This is a genomic window from Methylosinus sp. LW3 (genome assembly GCF_000527115.1).
GTDB lineage: Bacteria > Pseudomonadota > Alphaproteobacteria > Rhizobiales > Beijerinckiaceae > Methylosinus.
Genome location: NZ_AZUO01000001.1, coordinates 25,714 through 44,126 on the forward strand (window position 1 = coordinate 25,714; position 18,413 = coordinate 44,126).

Here is an 18,413-nt window from a genome sequence, read left to right on the forward strand (position 1 = left end):
TTCCTCCCGGCCTCGCCGCTCACTTCACGGAGCGCCAAGCGGCGACGGCCTTTTGGGCGGCGTCGGCCAGCGAATCGGCGGTGATGACATTGATGCCGCTCTCGTCGAGCAGCTTGCGGCCGGCCTCGACATTGGTGCCGGCGAGACGCACGACGAGCGGCGCCGTGATGTTGGTCGCCTTCACCGCGTCGATGACGCCCTGCGCGACCCAGTCGCAGCGATTGATGCCGGCGAAGATGTTGACGAGCACCACCTTCACATTGGCGTCGGAGAGCACGAGACGAAACGCCGTCGCGACGCGCTCGGCCGAGGCGCCGCCGCCGACATCGAGGAAGTTCGCCGGATTGCCGCCCGCGTGCTTGATCATGTCCATCGTCGCCATCGCGAGGCCCGCGCCATTGACGATGCAGCCGATCTCGCCGTCGAGCCCGATGTAGTTTAGCGCATGCTCCAGCGCCTGCGCTTCGCGCGGGTCGGACTGCGAGGGATCATTCATGTCGACGATGTTGCGGCGACGGAACAGGGCGTTGTCGTCGAAGGACATTTTCGCGTCGAGCGCGAGCACCTTGTCGTCCTTGGTGACGACCAGCGGATTGATCTCCAGCATGGTCGCATCATTGTCGCGGAAGGCGCGATAGGCGCCGAGGATCGACTGAACCGCGCGCGACACCTGCTTGAGATTCAGGCCGAGCTGAAATGCCAACTCGCGCGCCTGGAACGGCAGCAGGCCGACGGCCGGCTCGACGATGACCTGAAGAATAGCGTCCGGATCGGTCTTGGCGATCTCCTCGATCTCCATGCCGCCATGCTTGGAGGCGATGACGCGCACGCGCTCGAGCTTACGGTCGAGGACGAAGCCGAGATAGAGCTCGCGCTCGTAAGGGTCGGCGAGCTCGACGTAGACGCGCTGCACCGGCTTGCCTTCCGGCCCGGTCTGCTTGGTGACGAGACGCTTGCCGAGCAATTCGCGCGCGGCCTGCTGAACCTCGTGATAGGTGCGGCACAGCTTGATGCCGCCCGCCTTGCCGCGCGCGCCGGCGTGAATCTGCGCCTTCACCACCCAATGCGAGCCGCCGAGCTCGGTCGCCGCGTAAACGGCCTGATCGGGGCTGAAAGCGACGGTGCCGGGGGGCACGGCGACGCCGCAGCTCGCCAATAATTCCTTGGCTTGATACTCATGGACGTCCATGTTTCCTCTCCCCTTGCAGTTTTATCGCCGGCTCGAGAGTGAAATTACGAGCCGATCTTGTCTCTCACGACCTTGTAGACGGCTTCGGTCTTCTCGGCGGCGGCGGCCAGCAGAGCCTCGACCTCGCCGATCTGTTTCTCTGCGAACTCGCGATCCTTGATCGCTTTTGCATTGATGTAGACGTTGAGCGCGGCGCTCCGCAATCCGGCATTGGCCGCGAGAACGGCGACGCCGGCGTCGCTGATAACGTTGAGATTGCCTTTGTCGGCGGCGGCCTCGGAGAGGACGATCACCTCGAAGCAGGCCTTCACGGCGCGCAGCGGCGCGAGCGTGGCGTCCTTCAGCGCGGCCTGAATGGCGGCCGAGCGCGCGGCCTTGTCCTCATCGGTGGCGCGCGGCAGGCCATAGGCCCCCATCACAGAATTGAAGGCGACGACATCTTCGTCGATCGCGGCGGTCAGCTCGGCGCGAACGCGCTCCGCCTCGGCCCGCGCGGCTTTGAGATCTTCCTCGACGGATTCGTAATTCTTCTTGCCGATGGTGAGATTGGCGACCATCGACACCAGCGCCGCGCCGATGGCGCCCATCACCGCAGCGGCGCCGCCGCCGCCCGGCGTCGGACGCTCGCTGGCGAGATCGTCGAGAAATTTGCCGATCGTTTCGTCCTTGGTCATTCTCGTCGATCCCTCGAAAGTCAGGCGTTCGCCTTGGCCTGCACGTAGATTTCCTCGGCGTCGAGCACCTTGTCGGCGCTCTCGAACAATTGCGCGATGCAGGCGCGATGCAGCTTCAGCTTCAAGCCGCCGACGCCGAGCGCGCCAATGACGATCTTGCCGTGACGCTCCTTCGCCTTGTCGATCGCCTCGACGCCGCCGATTCCGAGCGGCGGCTGCGCATTGACGTCCGCGAGCAGCTCGATCGTCGGATCATTCTGCCAATCCTGCTCTTCCAGCAGCTGCACGCCGATGGCGCCCGCCGCGAAGACGATATTGGTTCCCTTCACCGCCGCGGCGCGGGCGGCGTTATCCACCGCCTCGATCGCGGTGGGCGTGAAACCGAAACGCTCCTGCAGCGCGGCCGCCGCAGCGTCGGCGCGCGACTTCTGGCGCGAGGTGATGGCGACCTCGGCGCCCTCCGAATGCAGGAAGGCCGCGGCGCGCAGGCCGACCGGGCCGGTGCCGGCGAGCACGATGGCCTTCTTGCCGGCGAGCGGCTTGGCCTTGGCGAGCAGCGCCACGCCCGCGGCGGCCGTCGTGTTGGAGCCGTTGGAGTCGAGCATCACGGAGACGCGGAAATTCGAGAAGAAGCGCTTGCGCACCGCTTTGAACAAGGTCTCGCCGGCGACCATATCGCCGCCGCCCACGAAGAGCGCGGTGAACTGCTTCTCCTTCGGACCGCGCGTGTAGATCGCGCCATCGACCAGCGCGCCGACATTCGCAGGCGTCACATTGGCGTAGCCGATGACATGATCCGCGCCGCCGTCATAGGCGACGACCGTGTCGAACACGCTCGGGACCGCATCGGTGTCGAGAAGGAAGAGCAGCTTTTGAGTCATAGCAGTTCCTGTGAAAGGCTGTCCGTCATGGCCGGGCTCGTCCCGGCCATCCACGCCACGAGGCCACGCAAGGCGCCCGACATGCGCCGAGTCATTCCTGTTTCGTCTCGACCGCTCCACCGCCGTTCGGCGTGGATGGCCGGGACGAGCCCGGCCATGACGCCTGGTCGGGCGCGAGACTGCAACTGCGCTTACGCCGTCACCAGATTGCGCGGCGCGCCGGCGACGAAGGCGTCGACATTGTCGATCAGCTGATCGGCCAGCACCTGCATCGCCTCCTTGGAGGCCCAGGCGACATGCGGCGTGACGATGAGATTGGGAATCGTCGGATCGAGCAGAATATTGCCCTGCTTGGGCGGCTCGACGGTCAGCACGTCGAAGCCCGCGCCGGCGATGACGCCATTGCGCAGCGCATCGGCGAGCGCCTGCTCATCGACGATGCCGCCGCGCGCGGTGTTGATGATGATCGACGTCTTCTTCATCGAGGCGAGCTCTTTCGCGCCGATGAGATTCTTGGTCTGCGGCGTCAGGGGCAGATTGAGCGTGACGACATCGGCCTCGCGCAGAATGGTCGGAATGTCGACGATGCCGGGGCCGGGAACGACGTCATTGATGAGCAGCTTCATGCCCAGCGCCTCGGCGCGCGTCGCGATCGACTTGCCGAGCGCGCCATAGCCGATGATCCCGAGCGTCGAGCCGGCGATGTCATAGATCGGATAGTCGAAATAGCAGAACTGGTTCGACTCCTGCCAACGGCCGCGGCGCACCGAATCCACATAGTTCACGAGATTGCGGCGCAGCGCGAAGATCAGCGCGATCACATGCTCGGGAAGCGTGTTGAAGGCGTAATTGCGGATGTTGGAGACGGTGATTCCATTGGCCGTCGTATAGGCCTTGTCGATCACGTCGGTGCCGGTGGCGGCGACGGCGATCAGCTTGAGATCGGGAAGCTGCTTCAGCGCTTCCTCGCGCAGCGGAACCTTATTGGTGATGGCGATGGTCGCGCCCTTGAGGCGCTCGACCACATCGGCCGGAGAGGTCTGCGCATATTCCGTATAGTCGTGCGGGAAATTCGGCTTGCGCAAATTGGCGTCGAGCGTCTCGCGATCGAGAAAGACGATTTTGTGCGACATGTTTGCTGCTTCCCCCGAAGTCGCTCGGCCATTTCGGCTCGACATTTTGCGACGTCGAAACGTCGCGTCTCGTATTGAAGAAGCAGCCTCGCCCGCAATGGGGCGAGGCCGCGAATCATCAGGCCTGGAGGATCGGATTGGCGCGATAGACGGCCTGGGCTGCCGCGACGCCGCTGCCGGCCGTGACCGGAATGCCGACGTCGAGCATCGCCATTTCCGCGCCCGCGATGGCGCCGAGCAGCATCAGCTCGTTGAGATCGCCGAGATGGCCGATGCGGAACACCTTGCCGGCGACCTTGTTGAGGCCGGCACCGAGCGCGAGATTGTAGCGCTTATAGGCGATCTCGATGACCTTGGCTGCGTCGAAGCCTTCCGGCACCACGATCGCGGTCACAGTGTCGGAGTTCCACTTGGCTTCCTTGGCGCAGGGCTTGAGGCCCCAGGCCGCGACCGCGGCGCGCACGCCCTCGGCGAGATGGTGATGACGCGCATAGACCTGATCGAGGCCTTCCTCGAACAGAACATTGAGCGACTCGCGCAGGCCGTAGAGCAGCGGCAGCGCCGGCGTGTAGGGGAAGTAGCCGGTGGCGTTCGCCTTCACATGATCCTGGAAGTCGAAATAGGCGCGATGCAGCTTGGCGGTCTCGCCGGCCTTCAGCGCCTTCTGGCTGACGCTCATGATGGCGAGGCCGGCCGGCAGCATGAAGCCTTTCTGCGAGCCGGAGACGGCGACGTCGACGCCCCACTCGTCCTGCTTGAAGTCCAGCGAGCCGACGGAGGACACGCCATCGACGAAGAGCATGGCGGGATGCTTGGCGTTGTCGATCGCCTTGCGCACGGCGCCGATGTCCGAGGTCACGCCCGTGGCTGTCTCGTTATGGGTGGCGAAGACGGCCTTGATCTCGTGATTCTTGTCGGCCTTCAGCGTCTCTTCGATGCGGTCGGGATTGTTGCCGACGCCCCACTCCTCGTCCTGCTCGATCACATCGAGACCGATGCGCTTGGCAAGGTCGATCCACAGATGGGTGAACTGGCCGAAGCGCTGCGCGATGACCTTGTCGCCGGGCGACAGAGTGTTGGTGATCGCCGCTTCCCAGCCGCCGGTGCCCGAAGCCGGGAAGATGAAGGCCTGAGCGCTCTCGGTCTTGAAGACCTTCTTGAGCTGGGTGAACAGCGGCAGCGTCAACTCGGGGAACTTCGGCGAACGATGGTCCTCGGAAACGACATTCATCGCGCGCAGGATACGGTCCGGAATATTGGTCGGGCCGGGAACGAACAGAAAATTGCGGCCCGGAATTCTGGAATTCGACATGTCTTGGGCTCCCTTCGAGCTCATCGGTTCGAGTTTGTTTTCGTCGGACGCGGGGAACGAGGCCCGGCGCCCGTTGCTTCTTCCCGCGGCGGCCGCGCTCAGAGCGGGCTCTGATCGCTCGAACGAGATCGTTCGAGCGAAGAGCGCTCTAGAACAGGCCGGCGATCCGCCCGTCCGCGCCGACCTCGATATTGTTGGCGGCGGGAACCTTGGGCAGGCCCGGCATGGTCATGATGTCGCCGCAGACGACGACGACGAATTCCGCGCCCGCCGACAGCCGGAGCTCGCGCACCGGGATCACATGACCCGAGGGCGCCCCCTTGGCGTTGGCGTCGGTCGAGAAGCTGTATTGCGTCTTGGCGATGCAGACCGGCAGATGGCCGAAGCCCTCTTTCTCCAGCTCCGCGAAGCGCGTCTTCACCGACGGATCGAGCGCGATGTCCGAGGCGCCATAGAGCTCGCGCGCGATGGTGCGCACCTTCTCCACCAGCGGCAGATCATCGGCGTAGAGCGGCTTGAACTGCGTGGGCTTGGCCTCGATCGTCGAGACGACCTTATGGGCGAGTTCCGCCGCGCCCGGACCGCCCGAGCCCCAATGATCGGCGAGCACGCAATCGACGCCCTCGGCCTGGGAAAGCTTCTGCAGCAGCTCGATCTCCGCCTGCGTGTCGGTGCTGAAGCGGTTGACGGAGACGATCACCGGCACGCCGAACTTCTGCACATTGGCGATATGGCGCTTCAGATTGGCGAAGCCCTTCTCCAGCGCCGCGACATTCTCGACCTTCAGATCATCCTTGGCGACGCCGCCATGCATCTTCAGCGCGCGAATTGTCGCGACGATGACAGTGACGTCCGGCTTGATTCCGGCCTTGCGGCATTTGATGTCGAAGAACTTCTCCGCGCCGAGATCGGCGCCGAAGCCGGCTTCCGTCACCACATAATCGGCGAGCTTCAACGCCGCCTTGGTGGCGATGACCGAATTGCAGCCATGCGCGATATTGGCGAAAGGCCCGCCATGGATGAAGGCCGGATTATTCTCGAGCGTCTGCACCAGATTGGGGGCGATGGCGTCCTTCAGCAGCGCGGCCATGGAGCCCTGCGCCTTCAGCTCGGAGGCGCGGATGTTCTTCTTGTCGCGCGTCTGCGCGACGATGATGTCGCCGAGCCGGCGCTGAAGATCCTCGAGGCTGGTGGCGAGGCAGAAGATCGCCATCACCTCGGAGGCGACGGTGATGTCGAAGCCGTCCTCACGCGGGAAGCCATTGGCGACGCCGCCGAGCGAGGAGACGATCGAGCGCAGCGAGCGGTCGTTCATGTCCACAGCGCGGCGCCAGGAGATGCGGCGCGGATCGATGCCGAGCGAATTGCCCCAATAGACGTGATTGTCGATGAGCGCGGAGAGCAGATTATTGGCCGCGCCGATGGCGTGGAAGTCGCCGGTGAAATGGAGGTTGATGTCCTCCATCGGCACGACTTGTGCATAACCGCCACCGGCGGCGCCGCCCTTCACGCCGAAGCAGGGGCCGAGGCTCGGCTCGCGAAGGCACATGATGGCCTTCTTGCCGATGTGATTGAGCGCATCGCCCAGGCCGACCGTGGTGGTCGTCTTGCCTTCGCCGGCGGGCGTCGGCGTGATGGCGGTGACGAGGATCAGCTTGCCGTCCGGGCGGTCCTGCAGGGAGCTGAGATAGTCGAGGGAGATTTTCGCCTTGTAATGTCCGTAAGGCAACACATGTTCGGCGGGGATGCCGAGCTTCTCGCGGGCGACGTCGACGATCGGACGCATGGACGCCGCTTGAGAGATCTCGATATCGGATTTGGGAGAAAGATGCTGGTTGCCTTTCCCGCTGGCCGGGATGGACGTATCGGACATTACAATTTCTCTCCCCTCGCAGAAAGCGTTTCGCCCGCCCTCGAAGATTTATCCGGGCCGAGTGGCCATGCCCCGCGCAGTGGAAATCCCTGCGCGCGCCGCCAACGACCGTCGGGCCAAGACCGAGAAACCCGGTCTTCGCCGTCATTGTTCCGCGAAACTAGAACCTTCCGATAGTTTCATCAAGAACCACGGCTGGCGGACATTCGGCCCTGCGACATCGTCTCCTGCCCGCAAGACGCCGATCGATATCCGCGGCCCCGTGGCTATGGAGAGATCGAAATTCCTCGTCAAGCGAAAATATCAGGCGATATAGCCCACAGTTTCCGCGGAAATCGAGCGATTGCGACGCTCTCCTCTTCGTTCGGAGTCGCGTCCCGCTCTCTTCGCACATTCGAACAGCCGGGGCCGTCCGCCCACCCTTTACCTATCCGATCAGAGCGTTCGTGATCGACTGGCATGGCGCGCGCGCCGCGGCCGGCTCGTCCCGTATAGGTTTGAAAATCAATATCCAGAGTGGGAAATATAGTCCCGTGCGCCCGCGCTCCCGATCGAAAGGAGCGTATAAGCTCGCGCCAGAGCGTCGTCGCGGCCCACCCGTACCCCTTCGAGCGGGGGAGGGGAGGGTCGCTCGACGAATGGGGTAGCGCCTACCCGCCCGTCACTCGGGAAAAAAAGTCAGGGCGAGGCCATTGATGCAATAGCGAAGACCGGTGGGCGGCGGGCCGTCGGGAAACACATGGCCGAGATGCGAGCCGCAGCGGCTGCAATGCACCTCGGTGCGGGTCATGCCATGGGTGTGATCGACGGAGGTGGCGATGGCGCCGTCGAGCGGATCGAAGAAGCTGGGCCAGCCCGTGCCGCTCGAGAATTTCTGGCGCGTAGCGAAGAGCGGCTGATCGCAGCCGGCGCAGGAGAACACGCCAGGGCGCTTCTCCTGGTCGAGCGCGCAGCTGCCCGGCGGCTCGGTGCCATGGCGGCGCATTATGACATATTGATCGGGAGTGAGGCGCGCGCGCCACTCCTCCTCGGTACGGGTGACGGGGAATTGATCTCCGCTGGTCATGGCGTCCTCCTCGAGAGCGTTCGGTTCGCCGCCGGCGACATGACGAAGCTTATCGGGACCGGGCGTCACGGAGAAGATCGTTTCCGCGCCAGTGGGGAGATTCCATGCGGAAAAGCGCGGCGCCCCGCGGGCCGCCTCCTATGAGCATGATGTTTCGCGCGTGGCGCGAGAGAAGCATGCTCGGGCGCGGAGGCCGCGAAGCTCGCGGCCTTCGACCTCGCGAGCGACGCGTCTTTAGTAGAAGGGCGAGTAGATCGCCTTGCTGGCCTCGGCGACGACATCGCCATTGTAGAGCCGCACCGTCAGCGAGCCGCCGAGCTGCTGCGCCGCCTCGGCGAGATAGCCGGTGGCGTAGGCCTTGGCGTTCTCGAGCGAGTCGAATTCGTAGAAGCCGCCGATTGTGTTGGTGTTGATCCCGCTGAGCCAAGTCTTGCTCTTTATGCCGGGATTTTTCTTCATCGCGACATCGATCTCTTTCCAGGGGATTTGCTCGAAAGGAATCGACACCTGAATTTCAGCGTAGAGAAATATCTTCTCACCCATGCCGGCCTCCGCGAATCTCTCGCGCCTCACGCGCATTCGGCGGCAATTAAAATCATAATCCCACTAGTCTAACAACGCTAATTTTCGTCGTAGCGGCAGCATGGCAATATGACAGTTTTGTTTTATATGCGACAATTCGCCTGCCCAATTTTTATCTCTTGATATTTTCGATATGATTTAGCAGCATCTGCGCGAACCGACGCGGAGGCATTCGTGACCGAGGCTTACTACTCGCAGAAGACCCACGGCCCTTTCGAGACGCAGGCGCTCGGCGATTTCGATCTCGTGAGCGGAGAGAAGATACGCGACCTCGAGATCGCCTACGCCACTTTCGGAAAGCTCTCGCCGGCGCGCGACAACGCCGTGCTGTTTCCGAGCTGGTATTCCGGCTCGTCGAAAATTCTCGAGCTCGCCTATGTCGGCCCCGGCCGCGCGCTCGATCCAGAAAAATATTTCATCATCCTGGTCAATCAGATCGGCGCCGGCCTCTCCAGCTCGCCGAGCAACACGCGCGCACCCTTCGGCGCCGCGCGCTTTCCCAAGGTCGAGATCGCCGACGACGTGCGCGCGCAGCATCGTCTGGTGACGGAGACATTCGGAATCGAGCGCCTCGCTCTCGTGCTCGGCGGCTCCATGGGCGCGCAGCAGACCTATGAATGGGCCGTGCGTTTTCCCGAGGCGGTGCGCCGCGCCGCGCCCATCGCCGGCCTCGCGCGCGGCACGCCGCATAATCGCCTGCTGGTGCAGACATTCATCGACGCGATCACCTCCGATCCCGCCTTCGAGGAGGGCTGGTACGAGCGCGCCTCTCGCGTCCATCGCGGCTTGCGCCGACATTCGCGCGTCTTTGCTGCCTCCGGCTTCTCTCCGGCGCTCTACAACACGCGCGGCTTTGCGGAGCTGGGCTTCACGACGACGGATGATTTCGTCACCGGCTTCGTCGAGAATCACTTCCTGCCGCAGGACCCCAACAATCTTCTTCTGCTGCTGCGCAAGTGGCGCGACGCCGATGTCTCGCGAAACGCCGATGGCGATCTCGCGACGGCGCTCGGCCGAATTCGCGCAGAGACCTCCGTCATCGCCATCGACGAGGACGGATTCTTCCCGCTCGCCGACATAGAGGCCGAGCAGAAGCTCATCCCCAAGAGCCGATTGCGCCGCGTTTCGTCGACTTGGGGCCATCTCGCTCTCTTTGGAGCGGACGCCGCCTATAATTCGGCGATCGATCGCCATCTCGCCGAGCTGCTCGCCGCCTGACGGCGCGCGAATTCCCTGTGCAAGCGTAAAGGAGGAGCAAGCAATGTCGAACGTCACCGCCGAGGCCGTCGTCATTCCCGCCGACCGTCCGCCGATCGATCCCTATCCGCTCAGCCCCTATGTCGCTTGGGCGGGCAATCGCAATCGCGATCCGATCCTCGACGTGTTCAAGGAAATTTTTCCAAAGAGCGGCAATGTGCTCGAGCTGGCCAGCGGCGCCGGCAATCACATCAATTATTTCGCGCCGCACTTCAAGGAGCTGTTCCTGCAGCCTTCTGATTACGACGCCGATGTCTTCGAGACGATCAAAGCCAAGCGCGCGGAAGCCGGCGCCGCCAATGTCGCCGATCCACTGAAGATCGATCTCACCAACTCCGAGACCTGGCCCGATGCGAAAGATCGCCTCTATGACGTGATCTTCGTCGTCAATCTGTTCCAGGTCGCGCCCGTCGCCATCGCCGACGGCATCGCGCAGCTCGCGGCGAAGCTGCTGGCCAAGGACGGATTCGTCGCCATCTATGGCCCGTTCAAGGTGGAGGGCGGATATACGACCGCCTCCAATGAAGCCTTCGATAAGGAAATCCTCGCCGCCCAGGTCTCCGAATGGGGGCTGAAGGATGTGCGGGACCTCGAGAAGGCGGCCACGCCGCATGGAATCGCGCTGAAGAAGATCGTCGATCTTCCGGCCAATAATTTCATCCTGATCTTCGGCCGCGCCTGACGATTTCGAGGCTTCTCCCCGCCGCGAAGCGCGCGGGGAGAAGCGCGCGCCGCTCAGCTGGAATAAGTCTCCACCCGCGTGAAGAAATCGCGGATGCGCGGTACGATGTCGCGGCGGAAGCGCGAGCCGTTGAAGACGCCGTAATGGCCGACGCCCTCTTGCAGATAATGCTGCTTGCGGACTTCCGGAATATTGGCGCACAGCTCTTGCGCGGCGTAGGTCTGGCCGACGCCGGAGATATCGTCCTTCTCGCCTTCCACCGTCAGCAGCGCGGTGCGCTGTATGGCGGAAAGATCGATGATCTCGCCGCGGTGGCGCAGCAGGCCCTGCGGAATCTCATGGCGGATGAACACTTTCTCGACCGTCTCGAGATAGAACTCGGCGGCGAGATCCATGACCGCGAGATATTCGTCGTAGAAGTCGCGATGCTTCTCGGCGGAATCGCCGTCGCCCTCGACGAGATGGTTGAACATATCGAAATGCGCGGCGACATGGCGCTCGAGATTCATCGCCATGAAGCCCGAGAGCTGCAGAAAGCCCGGATAGACCTTGCGCCCGAACCCGGCATGGGGAAAGGGCACGCTGTGGATGCAATTGCGATGGAACCAGTCGACGCCGCGCTCCACGGCGAGGCGATTGACCGCCGTCGGGCTGCGGCGCGGATCGATCGGTCCGCCCATCAGCACCATGGATTCCGGCGCATCGACGCCGCCCTCGCCATCCAGCGCCGCAATGGCGCAGATGAGCGGCACGGACGCCTGGCAGACGCCGAGCGTATGCAGCGGAACGCCATCGTCGCGCTTCGACAAGAGGCGCAGCGCATCGACGAGATAATCGACATAATCGTCGAGACTGAAGACGCCTTTCTCGGTCGGCACGGAACGCGCGTCGCACCAATCGGTGATGTAGACGTCATGGCTCGGCAAAAAGGCCTCGACCGTGCCGCGCAGCAGCGTGGCGTAATGGCCGGACATTGGCGCGACGATCAGCAGCTTGGATTGGCGCGGCGCCTCGCCCTGGAAGATTCGCTGGAAATGCAGCAGCCGACAGAAAGGCCGCTCCCACACCACCTCCTCGACGATGGGCGTCGCCACGCCATCGACGAGCGTCTCGGGAAGATCGAAGACCGGCTTGCCATAGCGGCGCGTCATGCGCTCGAACAATTCCGCCGCCGCCGCGACGCTGCGCCCTACCGACGTATGCGCGAAGGGATTGAACGGGCTCTTGAAGGTCGTGAGAGTCGCGTCCGACATCGCCCGCGCCGGGGCGAAAGCCAGATGCATCATCTCATAGAACTGGTACGATATCCGGTCCATCTCTCCACGCTCCCTTCATGCGCGGCCGCCGCTCATTCGAGCTGTGCTGCGACGCACAAAAAAGAAATTATAGCATAGTCAATGTCTCCTGAAATGAAATCTGGTGATGTTTTGCGCTAGGCGCCAAAAATTTTTCACTTCGCCCGCTCGAGCACCAGCTAATCTGCTCAATTACTGAGCAACACCAGAGCGGCGCCTGCGAAAGCGCAGATCGCCGTCGCCGCGGCGCAGCTGAAAATCCGCAAGGCGCGGCGAATATCCGCCGGCGTCGCCTCTGCGCGGCCCGAGCCGAGCCAGACGCCCGCGACCTCATGGGCGCCATAGGCGCGCGGGCCGCCGAGCCGCAAATCCAGGGCGCCGGCCATCGCCGCCTCCGGCCAGCCGGCGTTGGGCGAGGCATGCGCGCCCGCATCGCGCAGGCAGGTCGAAATCGCGGCCCGGAAGGAGGTCCCCGTCAGCGCGGCGCCTATCGCGATGAGAGCCGCCGAGAGGCGCGCGGCGGGAAGATTGAGGAGATCGTCCAATCGGGCGCTCGCCCAACCGAACGCTTCGTGTCGCATCGTCCTGTGGCCTATCATGCTGTCGGCCGTATTCACGCCTTTGTATATGAGTGCCCCGGGCAGTCCGAACAAGACGGTGGCGAGGGCCGGGCCGATGACCCCATCCGAGAAATTCTCGGCGAGGCTTTCGATCGCCGCCCTGCTCACGCCCGCCTCATTCAGCCGCGAGACGTCGCGTCCGACGATTTTTGCGACGCTGGCGCGGCCGCGCTCGAGCGAGACGTCGAGCTCCTCCGCAACATCCTTCACATGCGAATAGAGGCTGCGCTGCGCATAGAGGCTCGAGGTCAGCACGGCGAGCGGGACAATCCCGAAAGGCAAAGCGAGGCAGGCCGCCTGCAGCAGAAGGCCGATCCCGCAAGCGATGGCGACGACGATGAGGATCGCGCCGACGCCGGCGAGACGACGCAGCAGCGGCGGCGCGCCACCCCGATTGAGCCGGCGATCGAGCGCGGCGATCAGCGCGCCGATCCAAGTGACCGGATGGCCGATGGCGGCGAAGAGCCATTGCGGATAGCCGATCGCCGCCTCGATCGAAAGACCGAGCGCGGCGAGCGCCAAATTATCCGCGAGAGCAGCGAGCAAAGCTCAGCGGCCGTAGAGGCCGGTGAGGCTCGCCTTGGCGAGGACATTCTGATTGACGATGAAGCCGACGAGCGAGGCCGTCGCGCCCTCCGGCGCCTCCACCGTCTCGATGCTCAGCGCATAGATGGTGAAGACATAGCGATGCGGCGGATCGCCGACCGGCGGGCAAGGACCGCCCCAATGGGAAAAGCCATAGTCGTTGCGGATCGGCTTCGCGCCCGCCGGGAGACCAGCGTCGCCCACCGCTCCGGCGCCTTGCGCCAGCGCGCGCGTGGAGGCGGGAATATCGACGACGAGCCAGTGCCAGAAGCCGGCGCCGCCGGTCGGCGCGTCGGGATCATGACAGAAGAGCGCGAAGCTCTTGGTTCCCGCCGGCGGCTCGCTCCAATTCAGCTGTGGCGAGACATTGTCGCCCGTCCCGCCGAAATCGTTGAAAACGAATTTGCGATCGATGGTCGCGCCCTCGGCGATATCCGGGCTGGACAGCGAAAAGCCGCCGCCTCCGGCCTCCGCCGGCGCGAGGAGAATATGGAAATCGAGGAGATTGCGCGTCATTTCGGCCCCCTGTCTCGCTGCTCTGGACGAGGACATTCTTCTAGTCCAACTCGCGCGCAGTGTCGCGCGGAGAGAATGCGGTTTATGTGTCGCCCATGACAGACGCGGACTCGACAAAGCCCCCGCTGCGCCGCGGCTGGACCACCGGCGCCTGCGCCACTGCGGCGGCGCGGGCGGCCTTCGTCGCGCTCGTCTCCGGGCGCGAGCCGCCCGATCCGGTGGAGATCGGCCTGCCGGGCGGAAGACGCGTCGCCTTCGCGCTCGCGCAATTCACCCGCGGCGGGGACTATGCCGAGGCCGGCGTGGTGAAGGATGCGGGCGACGATCCCGACGTCACCCATGGCGCGCTGATCCGCGCGAAGGTGCGGCGCGCGCCGGCCGGCGCGGGGGTGAGCTTTGCCGCCGGCCCCGGCGTCGGCGTGGTGACGCGCCCCGGCCTACCGCTGCCGCCGGGCGAGCCGGCCATAAACCCCGTTCCCCGCGCCATGATGCGGCAGGCGATAGCGGAAGCCGCCGCCGAGCTCGGCGCTGCGCCGGACGCGCAAATCGAGATTTCCGTCGAGAATGGCGAGGAGCTCGCCCGCTCGACCCTCAACGGACGGCTCGGCATTATCGGCGGGCTCTCCATTCTCGGCACGACGGGAATCGTCGTGCCCTATTCCTGCTCCGCCTGGATCGACAGCATCCACCGCGGCGTCGACGTCGCCCTCGCCTGCGGCCTCGACCATATCGCGGCGACCACCGGCTCCACTTCGGAAGACGCCGTGCGCAAGCTCTACGGCCTGCCGGAGGAGGCGCTGATCGAAATGGGCGACTTCGCCGGCGGCCTGCTGAAATATTTGCGCAGGCATACGGTTCCGCGCGTGACCCTCGCCGGCGGCTTCGCCAAGCTGACCAAGCTGGCGCAGGGCCGGCTCGACCTTCACTCCAGCCGCTCCTCGGTCGATCTACCCGATCTCGCGGCGACCGCCCGCGCGGCCGGCGCCGGCGAGGCGCTCTGCGCGGCGATCGAAAAAGCCAATAGCGCGCTGGAGGCGCAGGCGACCGCCCGTGGAGCCGGGCTGGACCTCGCCGCGCCGATCGCGCATCGCGCATGGGACACGGCCGCAGCGGCGCTCGCCAATCCGGCGACCGCGCTCGAGATCATCGTCGTCGGCCGCGACGGCGCCATACTCGCACGCTCAGGCTTTCGCCCAGCGATTCGCGGAGAGGACCCCCAAAAGTGAACAAGCCCGCCGCCGGCTTCTCGCACGCCGATCTGAGTAGAGGCGAGATGCTGCAGATCATGATCGGGCTCGGCCTCGCCATGCTGCTCTCGGCGCTGGACCAGACCATTGTCGCCACCGCTCTGCCGACGATCGGCCAGGACCTCGGCGATTTCGCGCATCTGCCCTGGATCGTCACCGCCTATCTCGTGGCTGCGACCGCGCTGACGCCGCTCTATGGCAAGCTCGCCGATATTCATGGCGTGCGCGTGATGCTGCTGATCGGCATCAGCACCTTCGTGCTCGGCTCGGTCGCCTGCGCCGTGTCGCCGAACCTCACTTGGCTCGCCATCGCGCGCGCGGTGCAGGGCGCGGGCGGCGGCGCGCTCATCGCGCTGGCGCAGACAATCATCGCCGATCTCGTCAGCGTGCGCGAGCGCGGCCGCGCGCTCACCTATTTCTCGGTCGTCTTCGCCGGCGCCAGCGTCGGCGGGCCGATCCTCGGCGGCGTCTTCGCCGAATATCTGCATTGGTCTCTGATCTTCTGGATCAATCTGCCGCTCGGCCTCGCGGCTTTTTTCATGACCTATTTCAAGCTGGCGCGGCTGCCGCTGCGTCGCCATCCGCATCGCGTCGATGTCGGCGGCGCCGCGCTGCTCGTCATCGCGTCGGTCGCCTCGCTGCTCGCGCTCTCCTGGGGCGGCGTGCGCTATCCCTGGGGCTCGGCGCCCATTCTCGCCATGCTGGCCACGGCGCTCGCCGGCTGGGCGATCTTCGCCTGGCGCACCAAGACGGCGGAGGAGCCTCTGATCCCGCTCGCCGTGCTGGCCGACGACGTTATTCGCAACGCCATTCTCGCGGGCGGCTTCGGGCTCGGAACCTTCGTCGCGCTGACCATGTATATGCCGATTTATTTCGAGGGCGCGCTGCGCCTCTCAGCCGACCAATCCGGCCTCGCGCTGATCCCGCTGACCGTGGCGACAGTCACCGGCGCCACCATCTCTGGACGGCTGCTCGGCCGTGTGCGCCATTACAAGGCGGCGCCGCTGACGGCGCTCGTTCTCGCTTTCGTCGCTCTGCTCGCCGCGCGGCAATTTCTCGCCGATCTGCCGCTCGCCGCGCTGGATGCGCTGCTGGCGATCGTCGGCCTCGGCGTCGGAGCCATGCTGCCGGTGACGACGGTCTGCGTGCAGAGCGCGGCGCCGGGGCATAATCTCGGCACGGCGACAGCGGTGATGCAATTCTCGCGGCAGCTGGGCGCGGCGCTGATCGTGGCGATCATGGGCGCGATCGTCATCGGCGCCGGCCATGGCGCTCTCGTGGCCGAAGCCGCCACCCGCGCCGATGTGGAAGCGCTGCGCGAGACCTTCCGCACGGCTTTTCTGGTGGGGGCGATGTTCATCGCTCTGTGCTTCTTCTTCCTCGCGCGCATGGAGGAGAGGAATTTGCACGGGGAGGGGTGAGGGCTGCCTCACCCATCTTGCATATATCTCGCGCCATCGAAAATCGACGGCGCGAGATGTCGGTGTTGCTTTCGTCAGCTGTTCCGGCGCGCGGCCGTGTGGATGATCGTGCCGACATGCTCGCCGCGCAGAGCGGCGGTGAGCCGGCCGGGGACGAGGCCGTTCACGATCTGCACATGATCGATATGGCGCGCGGTCGCCATCACCTCGAGCAAGGCGCGGTCGAAGGGCAGCGTGCCCTTGTGATCGGCGAGCTCGGAGAAGCTCGTCTCGCGGATGAGCTGCGCCTTCTCGCCGTCCGGACCGTTGGGATCGCTCGTGTAGAGACCGTCCACATCCTCCACTATCGTGAGGCCGGCGGCGCCATAGGCGTCGGCGAGCAGGAAGGCGCCCGTATCGGCCCGATGCGGCGGGATGCGCGAGCCCGGGAACTCATGATGGTGATAGGGCGGGAAGCCACTGCCCACCACGGCGCGGGTCGCGCTCAGATGAATCGCCAGCTGATTGGCGATGGTCGGATGCTCGATATAGGAGACGCCTTCCGGCGCGAGCAGCGACGCGAGTATGTGGCCGTTCTGGCCGGCCTCGCTCGCGGCGAGCGGGGCCAGCGAGCCGACCGGCAGGCCGAGATCGAGCCCGACGCCATAGAGGTGACGCGCGCGCACGCCGGCGCCGGTGAGGAAGAGCAGCCGATGCTCGGGCATGAGCTTTCGGATCTCCTCCACCAGCGGCAAGATCGCCTCGGCGCCGCGATCCATGATGGCGCGGCCGCCGATCTTCACCACCTGCAGCCAGGGCAGCACGCGGATCGGCCGCTTGCCGGCGACGGGGCGCGTCAGCTCGGAGTCGAGAAGGGTCTGCCGCGCGAGCGGAGAGGCGACATGCTTGATGTTGTAAGTGTGGGTCATGGTCTGTCTCAGCTCGCGGTGATGATGGTGCCGACATGCTCGCCGGAAAGAGCGCGGGTCATATTGCCGGGCACGAGGCCGTTGACGATCTGCACCTCGCGGATGTGACGCGCGGACTTCAGCAGATCGAGCAGCGGAAATTCGAGGATCGAATCCTGCAGGCCCTGCTCCTTCATCTCGTCGACCGTGATCTTGGGGATGAATTTCGCATTCTTGTCGGTCTTGGGATTGGCGGTGAACAGGCCCTGCTCGTCCTTGACGAAGATCATGGCCTTGCAGCCGAATTGCTCCGCGATGAGGAAGCAGCCCGCGTCGGTGCGATAGGGCGGAATGACGCCCTCGGCCGCCGGACGCATCCAAAGATTATAAGGCGGCATGCCGCTGAACACGACGGCGTTGACCTCCTGCAGATAGAGCGGCACAGCCGAGAGGCCGGCGCCTTCCACCGCGGAAATGCCGTGCTTGGCAAGCAGCTGTCCGAGCATCGCGGCGTTCTGATCGGCGACCGAGGCGCCGAGCTGCGAGAGCACGCCCGCCGGCAGGCCGACGCCCGCCGCTATGGAATAGAGATGACGCGCGCGCGTGCCGGCGCCCGTGCCGATCAGCATCTGATGCGTCTTGCGCGCGGTGACGATCTCATCGACGAGCGGATAGACCGCCGAGCGGCCGCGATCGATGATGCTCTGCCCCCCGATCTTGATCACCGACGCGTCCGGCAGGATGCGAAAATCCTCGGCCTTGTCCGCCGCCGCGAGAAGTTCCACGTCGGTGAGCGAGCGCTGCATGAGGATCGCCTCGAGCTCCGCTGTCGTATGTGCCATCAGTGACGCCTTTCGTCATTGTTGCTGCTGTCGTCGACTACATGCGTGTAGGTAGAACGCGTTGAAGAGTCTCGCAATATGCGAAAACGATGCGCGATTGGCGGGAAAGCCGCAAATTTCCGGCTTCTTCTACTTTGTCGGAAAAAACAACGAAAAACGCGCATTTCTAGACAGTCAGCTAGTTGCGGAGCGGGGCGCGTCAAGCATGCGGCAAAGTCGCACGTCGCCTCGGCGCTCGCGCCCGATAGCGCCACCGCAGTCACGAGAGCTTCATTGCGCAGCCATCGCGCTGAGATCGGGCGTCGCTAGCTTGGCCTGCCGCGACGCTCACGGCGAGCGCCGGCCTCGAGA

Annotated in this window: 17 protein-coding genes; 4 read left to right on the forward strand and 13 right to left on the reverse strand. The window is 64.8% G+C overall.

Annotation, left to right across the window (positions count from 1 at the left end):
• Positions 1-19 precede the first annotated feature (19 nt).
• The 8 genes from METLW3_RS0100130 to METLW3_RS0100175 form a co-directional block, all read right to left on the reverse strand.
• Positions 20-1,189: a malate--CoA ligase subunit beta gene (locus tag METLW3_RS0100130; RefSeq protein WP_024878008.1), complete on the reverse strand. Its 1,170-nt coding sequence runs from the start codon at positions 1,187-1,189 to the stop codon at positions 20-22.
• 44 nt (positions 1,190-1,233) lie between these two features.
• Positions 1,234-1,863, reverse strand: coding sequence for a methenyltetrahydrofolate cyclohydrolase (gene fchA, locus METLW3_RS0100135; protein ID WP_024878009.1), 630 nt, complete (start codon positions 1,861-1,863; stop codon positions 1,234-1,236).
• 20 nt (positions 1,864-1,883) lie between these two features.
• The gene (locus METLW3_RS0100140) at positions 1,884-2,744 is read right to left on the reverse strand and encodes an NADP-dependent methylenetetrahydromethanopterin/methylenetetrahydrofolate dehydrogenase (protein WP_024878010.1); all 861 of its coding nucleotides are present in this window, start codon (positions 2,742-2,744) and stop codon (positions 1,884-1,886) included.
• A gap of 191 nt (positions 2,745-2,935) precedes the next feature.
• A complete protein-coding gene (locus METLW3_RS0100150; RefSeq protein ID WP_024878011.1) occupies positions 2,936-3,877 on the reverse strand; it encodes a D-2-hydroxyacid dehydrogenase in 942 nt (313 codons plus the stop codon).
• 118 nt (positions 3,878-3,995) lie between these two features.
• Positions 3,996-5,189: an aminotransferase class V-fold PLP-dependent enzyme gene (locus tag METLW3_RS0100160; protein WP_024878012.1), complete on the reverse strand. Its 1,194-nt coding sequence runs from the start codon at positions 5,187-5,189 to the stop codon at positions 3,996-3,998.
• A 148-nt stretch (positions 5,190-5,337) separates the two neighbouring features.
• The gene (locus tag METLW3_RS0100165) at positions 5,338-7,062 is read right to left on the reverse strand and encodes a formate--tetrahydrofolate ligase (protein ID WP_024878013.1); all 1,725 of its coding nucleotides are present in this window, start codon (positions 7,060-7,062) and stop codon (positions 5,338-5,340) included.
• 661 nt (positions 7,063-7,723) lie between these two features.
• Complete coding sequence (gene msrB, locus METLW3_RS0100170; RefSeq protein ID WP_026599704.1) at positions 7,724-8,128, reverse strand: peptide-methionine (R)-S-oxide reductase MsrB; 405 nt, start codon at positions 8,126-8,128, stop codon at positions 7,724-7,726.
• A 234-nt stretch (positions 8,129-8,362) separates the two neighbouring features.
• Positions 8,363-8,671 (reverse strand): YdhR family protein, encoded by a 309-nt coding sequence (locus METLW3_RS0100175; RefSeq protein WP_018267453.1) that lies wholly within the window; start codon positions 8,669-8,671, stop codon positions 8,363-8,365.
• A 213-nt stretch (positions 8,672-8,884) separates the two neighbouring features.
• Between METLW3_RS0100175 and METLW3_RS0100180 the strand changes: the two genes are divergently transcribed.
• Both METLW3_RS0100180 and METLW3_RS0100185 read left to right on the forward strand, forming a co-directional pair.
• A complete protein-coding gene (locus METLW3_RS0100180; protein WP_024878015.1) occupies positions 8,885-9,928 on the forward strand; it encodes an alpha/beta fold hydrolase in 1,044 nt (347 codons plus the stop codon).
• Between the two features lie 43 nt (positions 9,929-9,971).
• The gene (locus tag METLW3_RS0100185) at positions 9,972-10,649 is read left to right on the forward strand and encodes a DUF938 domain-containing protein (RefSeq protein WP_026599705.1); all 678 of its coding nucleotides are present in this window, start codon (positions 9,972-9,974) and stop codon (positions 10,647-10,649) included.
• Between the two features lie 53 nt (positions 10,650-10,702).
• On the opposite strand, the gene phaZ is transcribed toward METLW3_RS0100185, so the two are convergent.
• The 3 genes from phaZ to METLW3_RS0100200 all read right to left on the reverse strand — a co-directional run bounded on the left by phaZ (position 10,703) and on the right by METLW3_RS0100200 (position 13,665).
• On the reverse strand, positions 10,703-11,965 hold the full coding sequence (gene phaZ, locus METLW3_RS0100190; protein WP_024878017.1) for a polyhydroxyalkanoate depolymerase: 1,263 nt from the start codon (positions 11,963-11,965) through the stop codon (positions 10,703-10,705).
• A 167-nt stretch (positions 11,966-12,132) separates the two neighbouring features.
• Positions 12,133-13,110: an adenosylcobinamide-phosphate synthase CbiB gene (gene cbiB / locus METLW3_RS0100195; RefSeq protein ID WP_024878018.1), complete on the reverse strand. Its 978-nt coding sequence runs from the start codon at positions 13,108-13,110 to the stop codon at positions 12,133-12,135.
• Positions 13,111-13,113: 3 nt separating this feature from the next.
• Positions 13,114-13,665 carry a YbhB/YbcL family Raf kinase inhibitor-like protein gene (locus METLW3_RS0100200; RefSeq protein WP_024878019.1) on the reverse strand — a complete coding sequence of 184 codons (552 nt, stop codon included), beginning with the start codon at positions 13,663-13,665 and terminating at the stop codon, positions 13,114-13,116.
• 95 nt (positions 13,666-13,760) lie between these two features.
• Here METLW3_RS0100200 and METLW3_RS0100205 point away from each other — a divergent pair, with 95 nt between their 5' ends.
• Together METLW3_RS0100205 and METLW3_RS0100210 are read left to right on the forward strand one after the other, a co-directional pair.
• Complete coding sequence (locus tag METLW3_RS0100205; protein ID WP_024878020.1) at positions 13,761-14,891, forward strand: cobalt-precorrin-5B (C(1))-methyltransferase; 1,131 nt, start codon at positions 13,761-13,763, stop codon at positions 14,889-14,891.
• Positions 14,888-16,333 (forward strand): MDR family MFS transporter, encoded by a 1,446-nt coding sequence (locus METLW3_RS0100210; RefSeq protein ID WP_024878021.1) that lies wholly within the window; start codon positions 14,888-14,890, stop codon positions 16,331-16,333. Before METLW3_RS0100205 ends, METLW3_RS0100210 begins: the two co-directional genes overlap by 4 nt.
• Positions 16,334-16,407: 74 nt before the next feature.
• Here the strand turns inward: METLW3_RS0100210 and METLW3_RS0100215 are convergent, their stop codons facing one another.
• Together METLW3_RS0100215 and METLW3_RS0100220 are read right to left on the reverse strand one after the other, a co-directional pair.
• Entirely contained in the window at positions 16,408-17,241 is an 834-nt protein-coding gene (locus METLW3_RS0100215) for a molybdenum storage protein subunit alpha (protein WP_024878022.1), read from the reverse strand.
• Between the two features lie 8 nt (positions 17,242-17,249).
• Entirely contained in the window at positions 17,250-18,062 is an 813-nt protein-coding gene (locus tag METLW3_RS0100220; RefSeq protein ID WP_024878023.1) for a uridine kinase, read from the reverse strand.
• Positions 18,063-18,413: the final 351 nt, after the last annotated feature.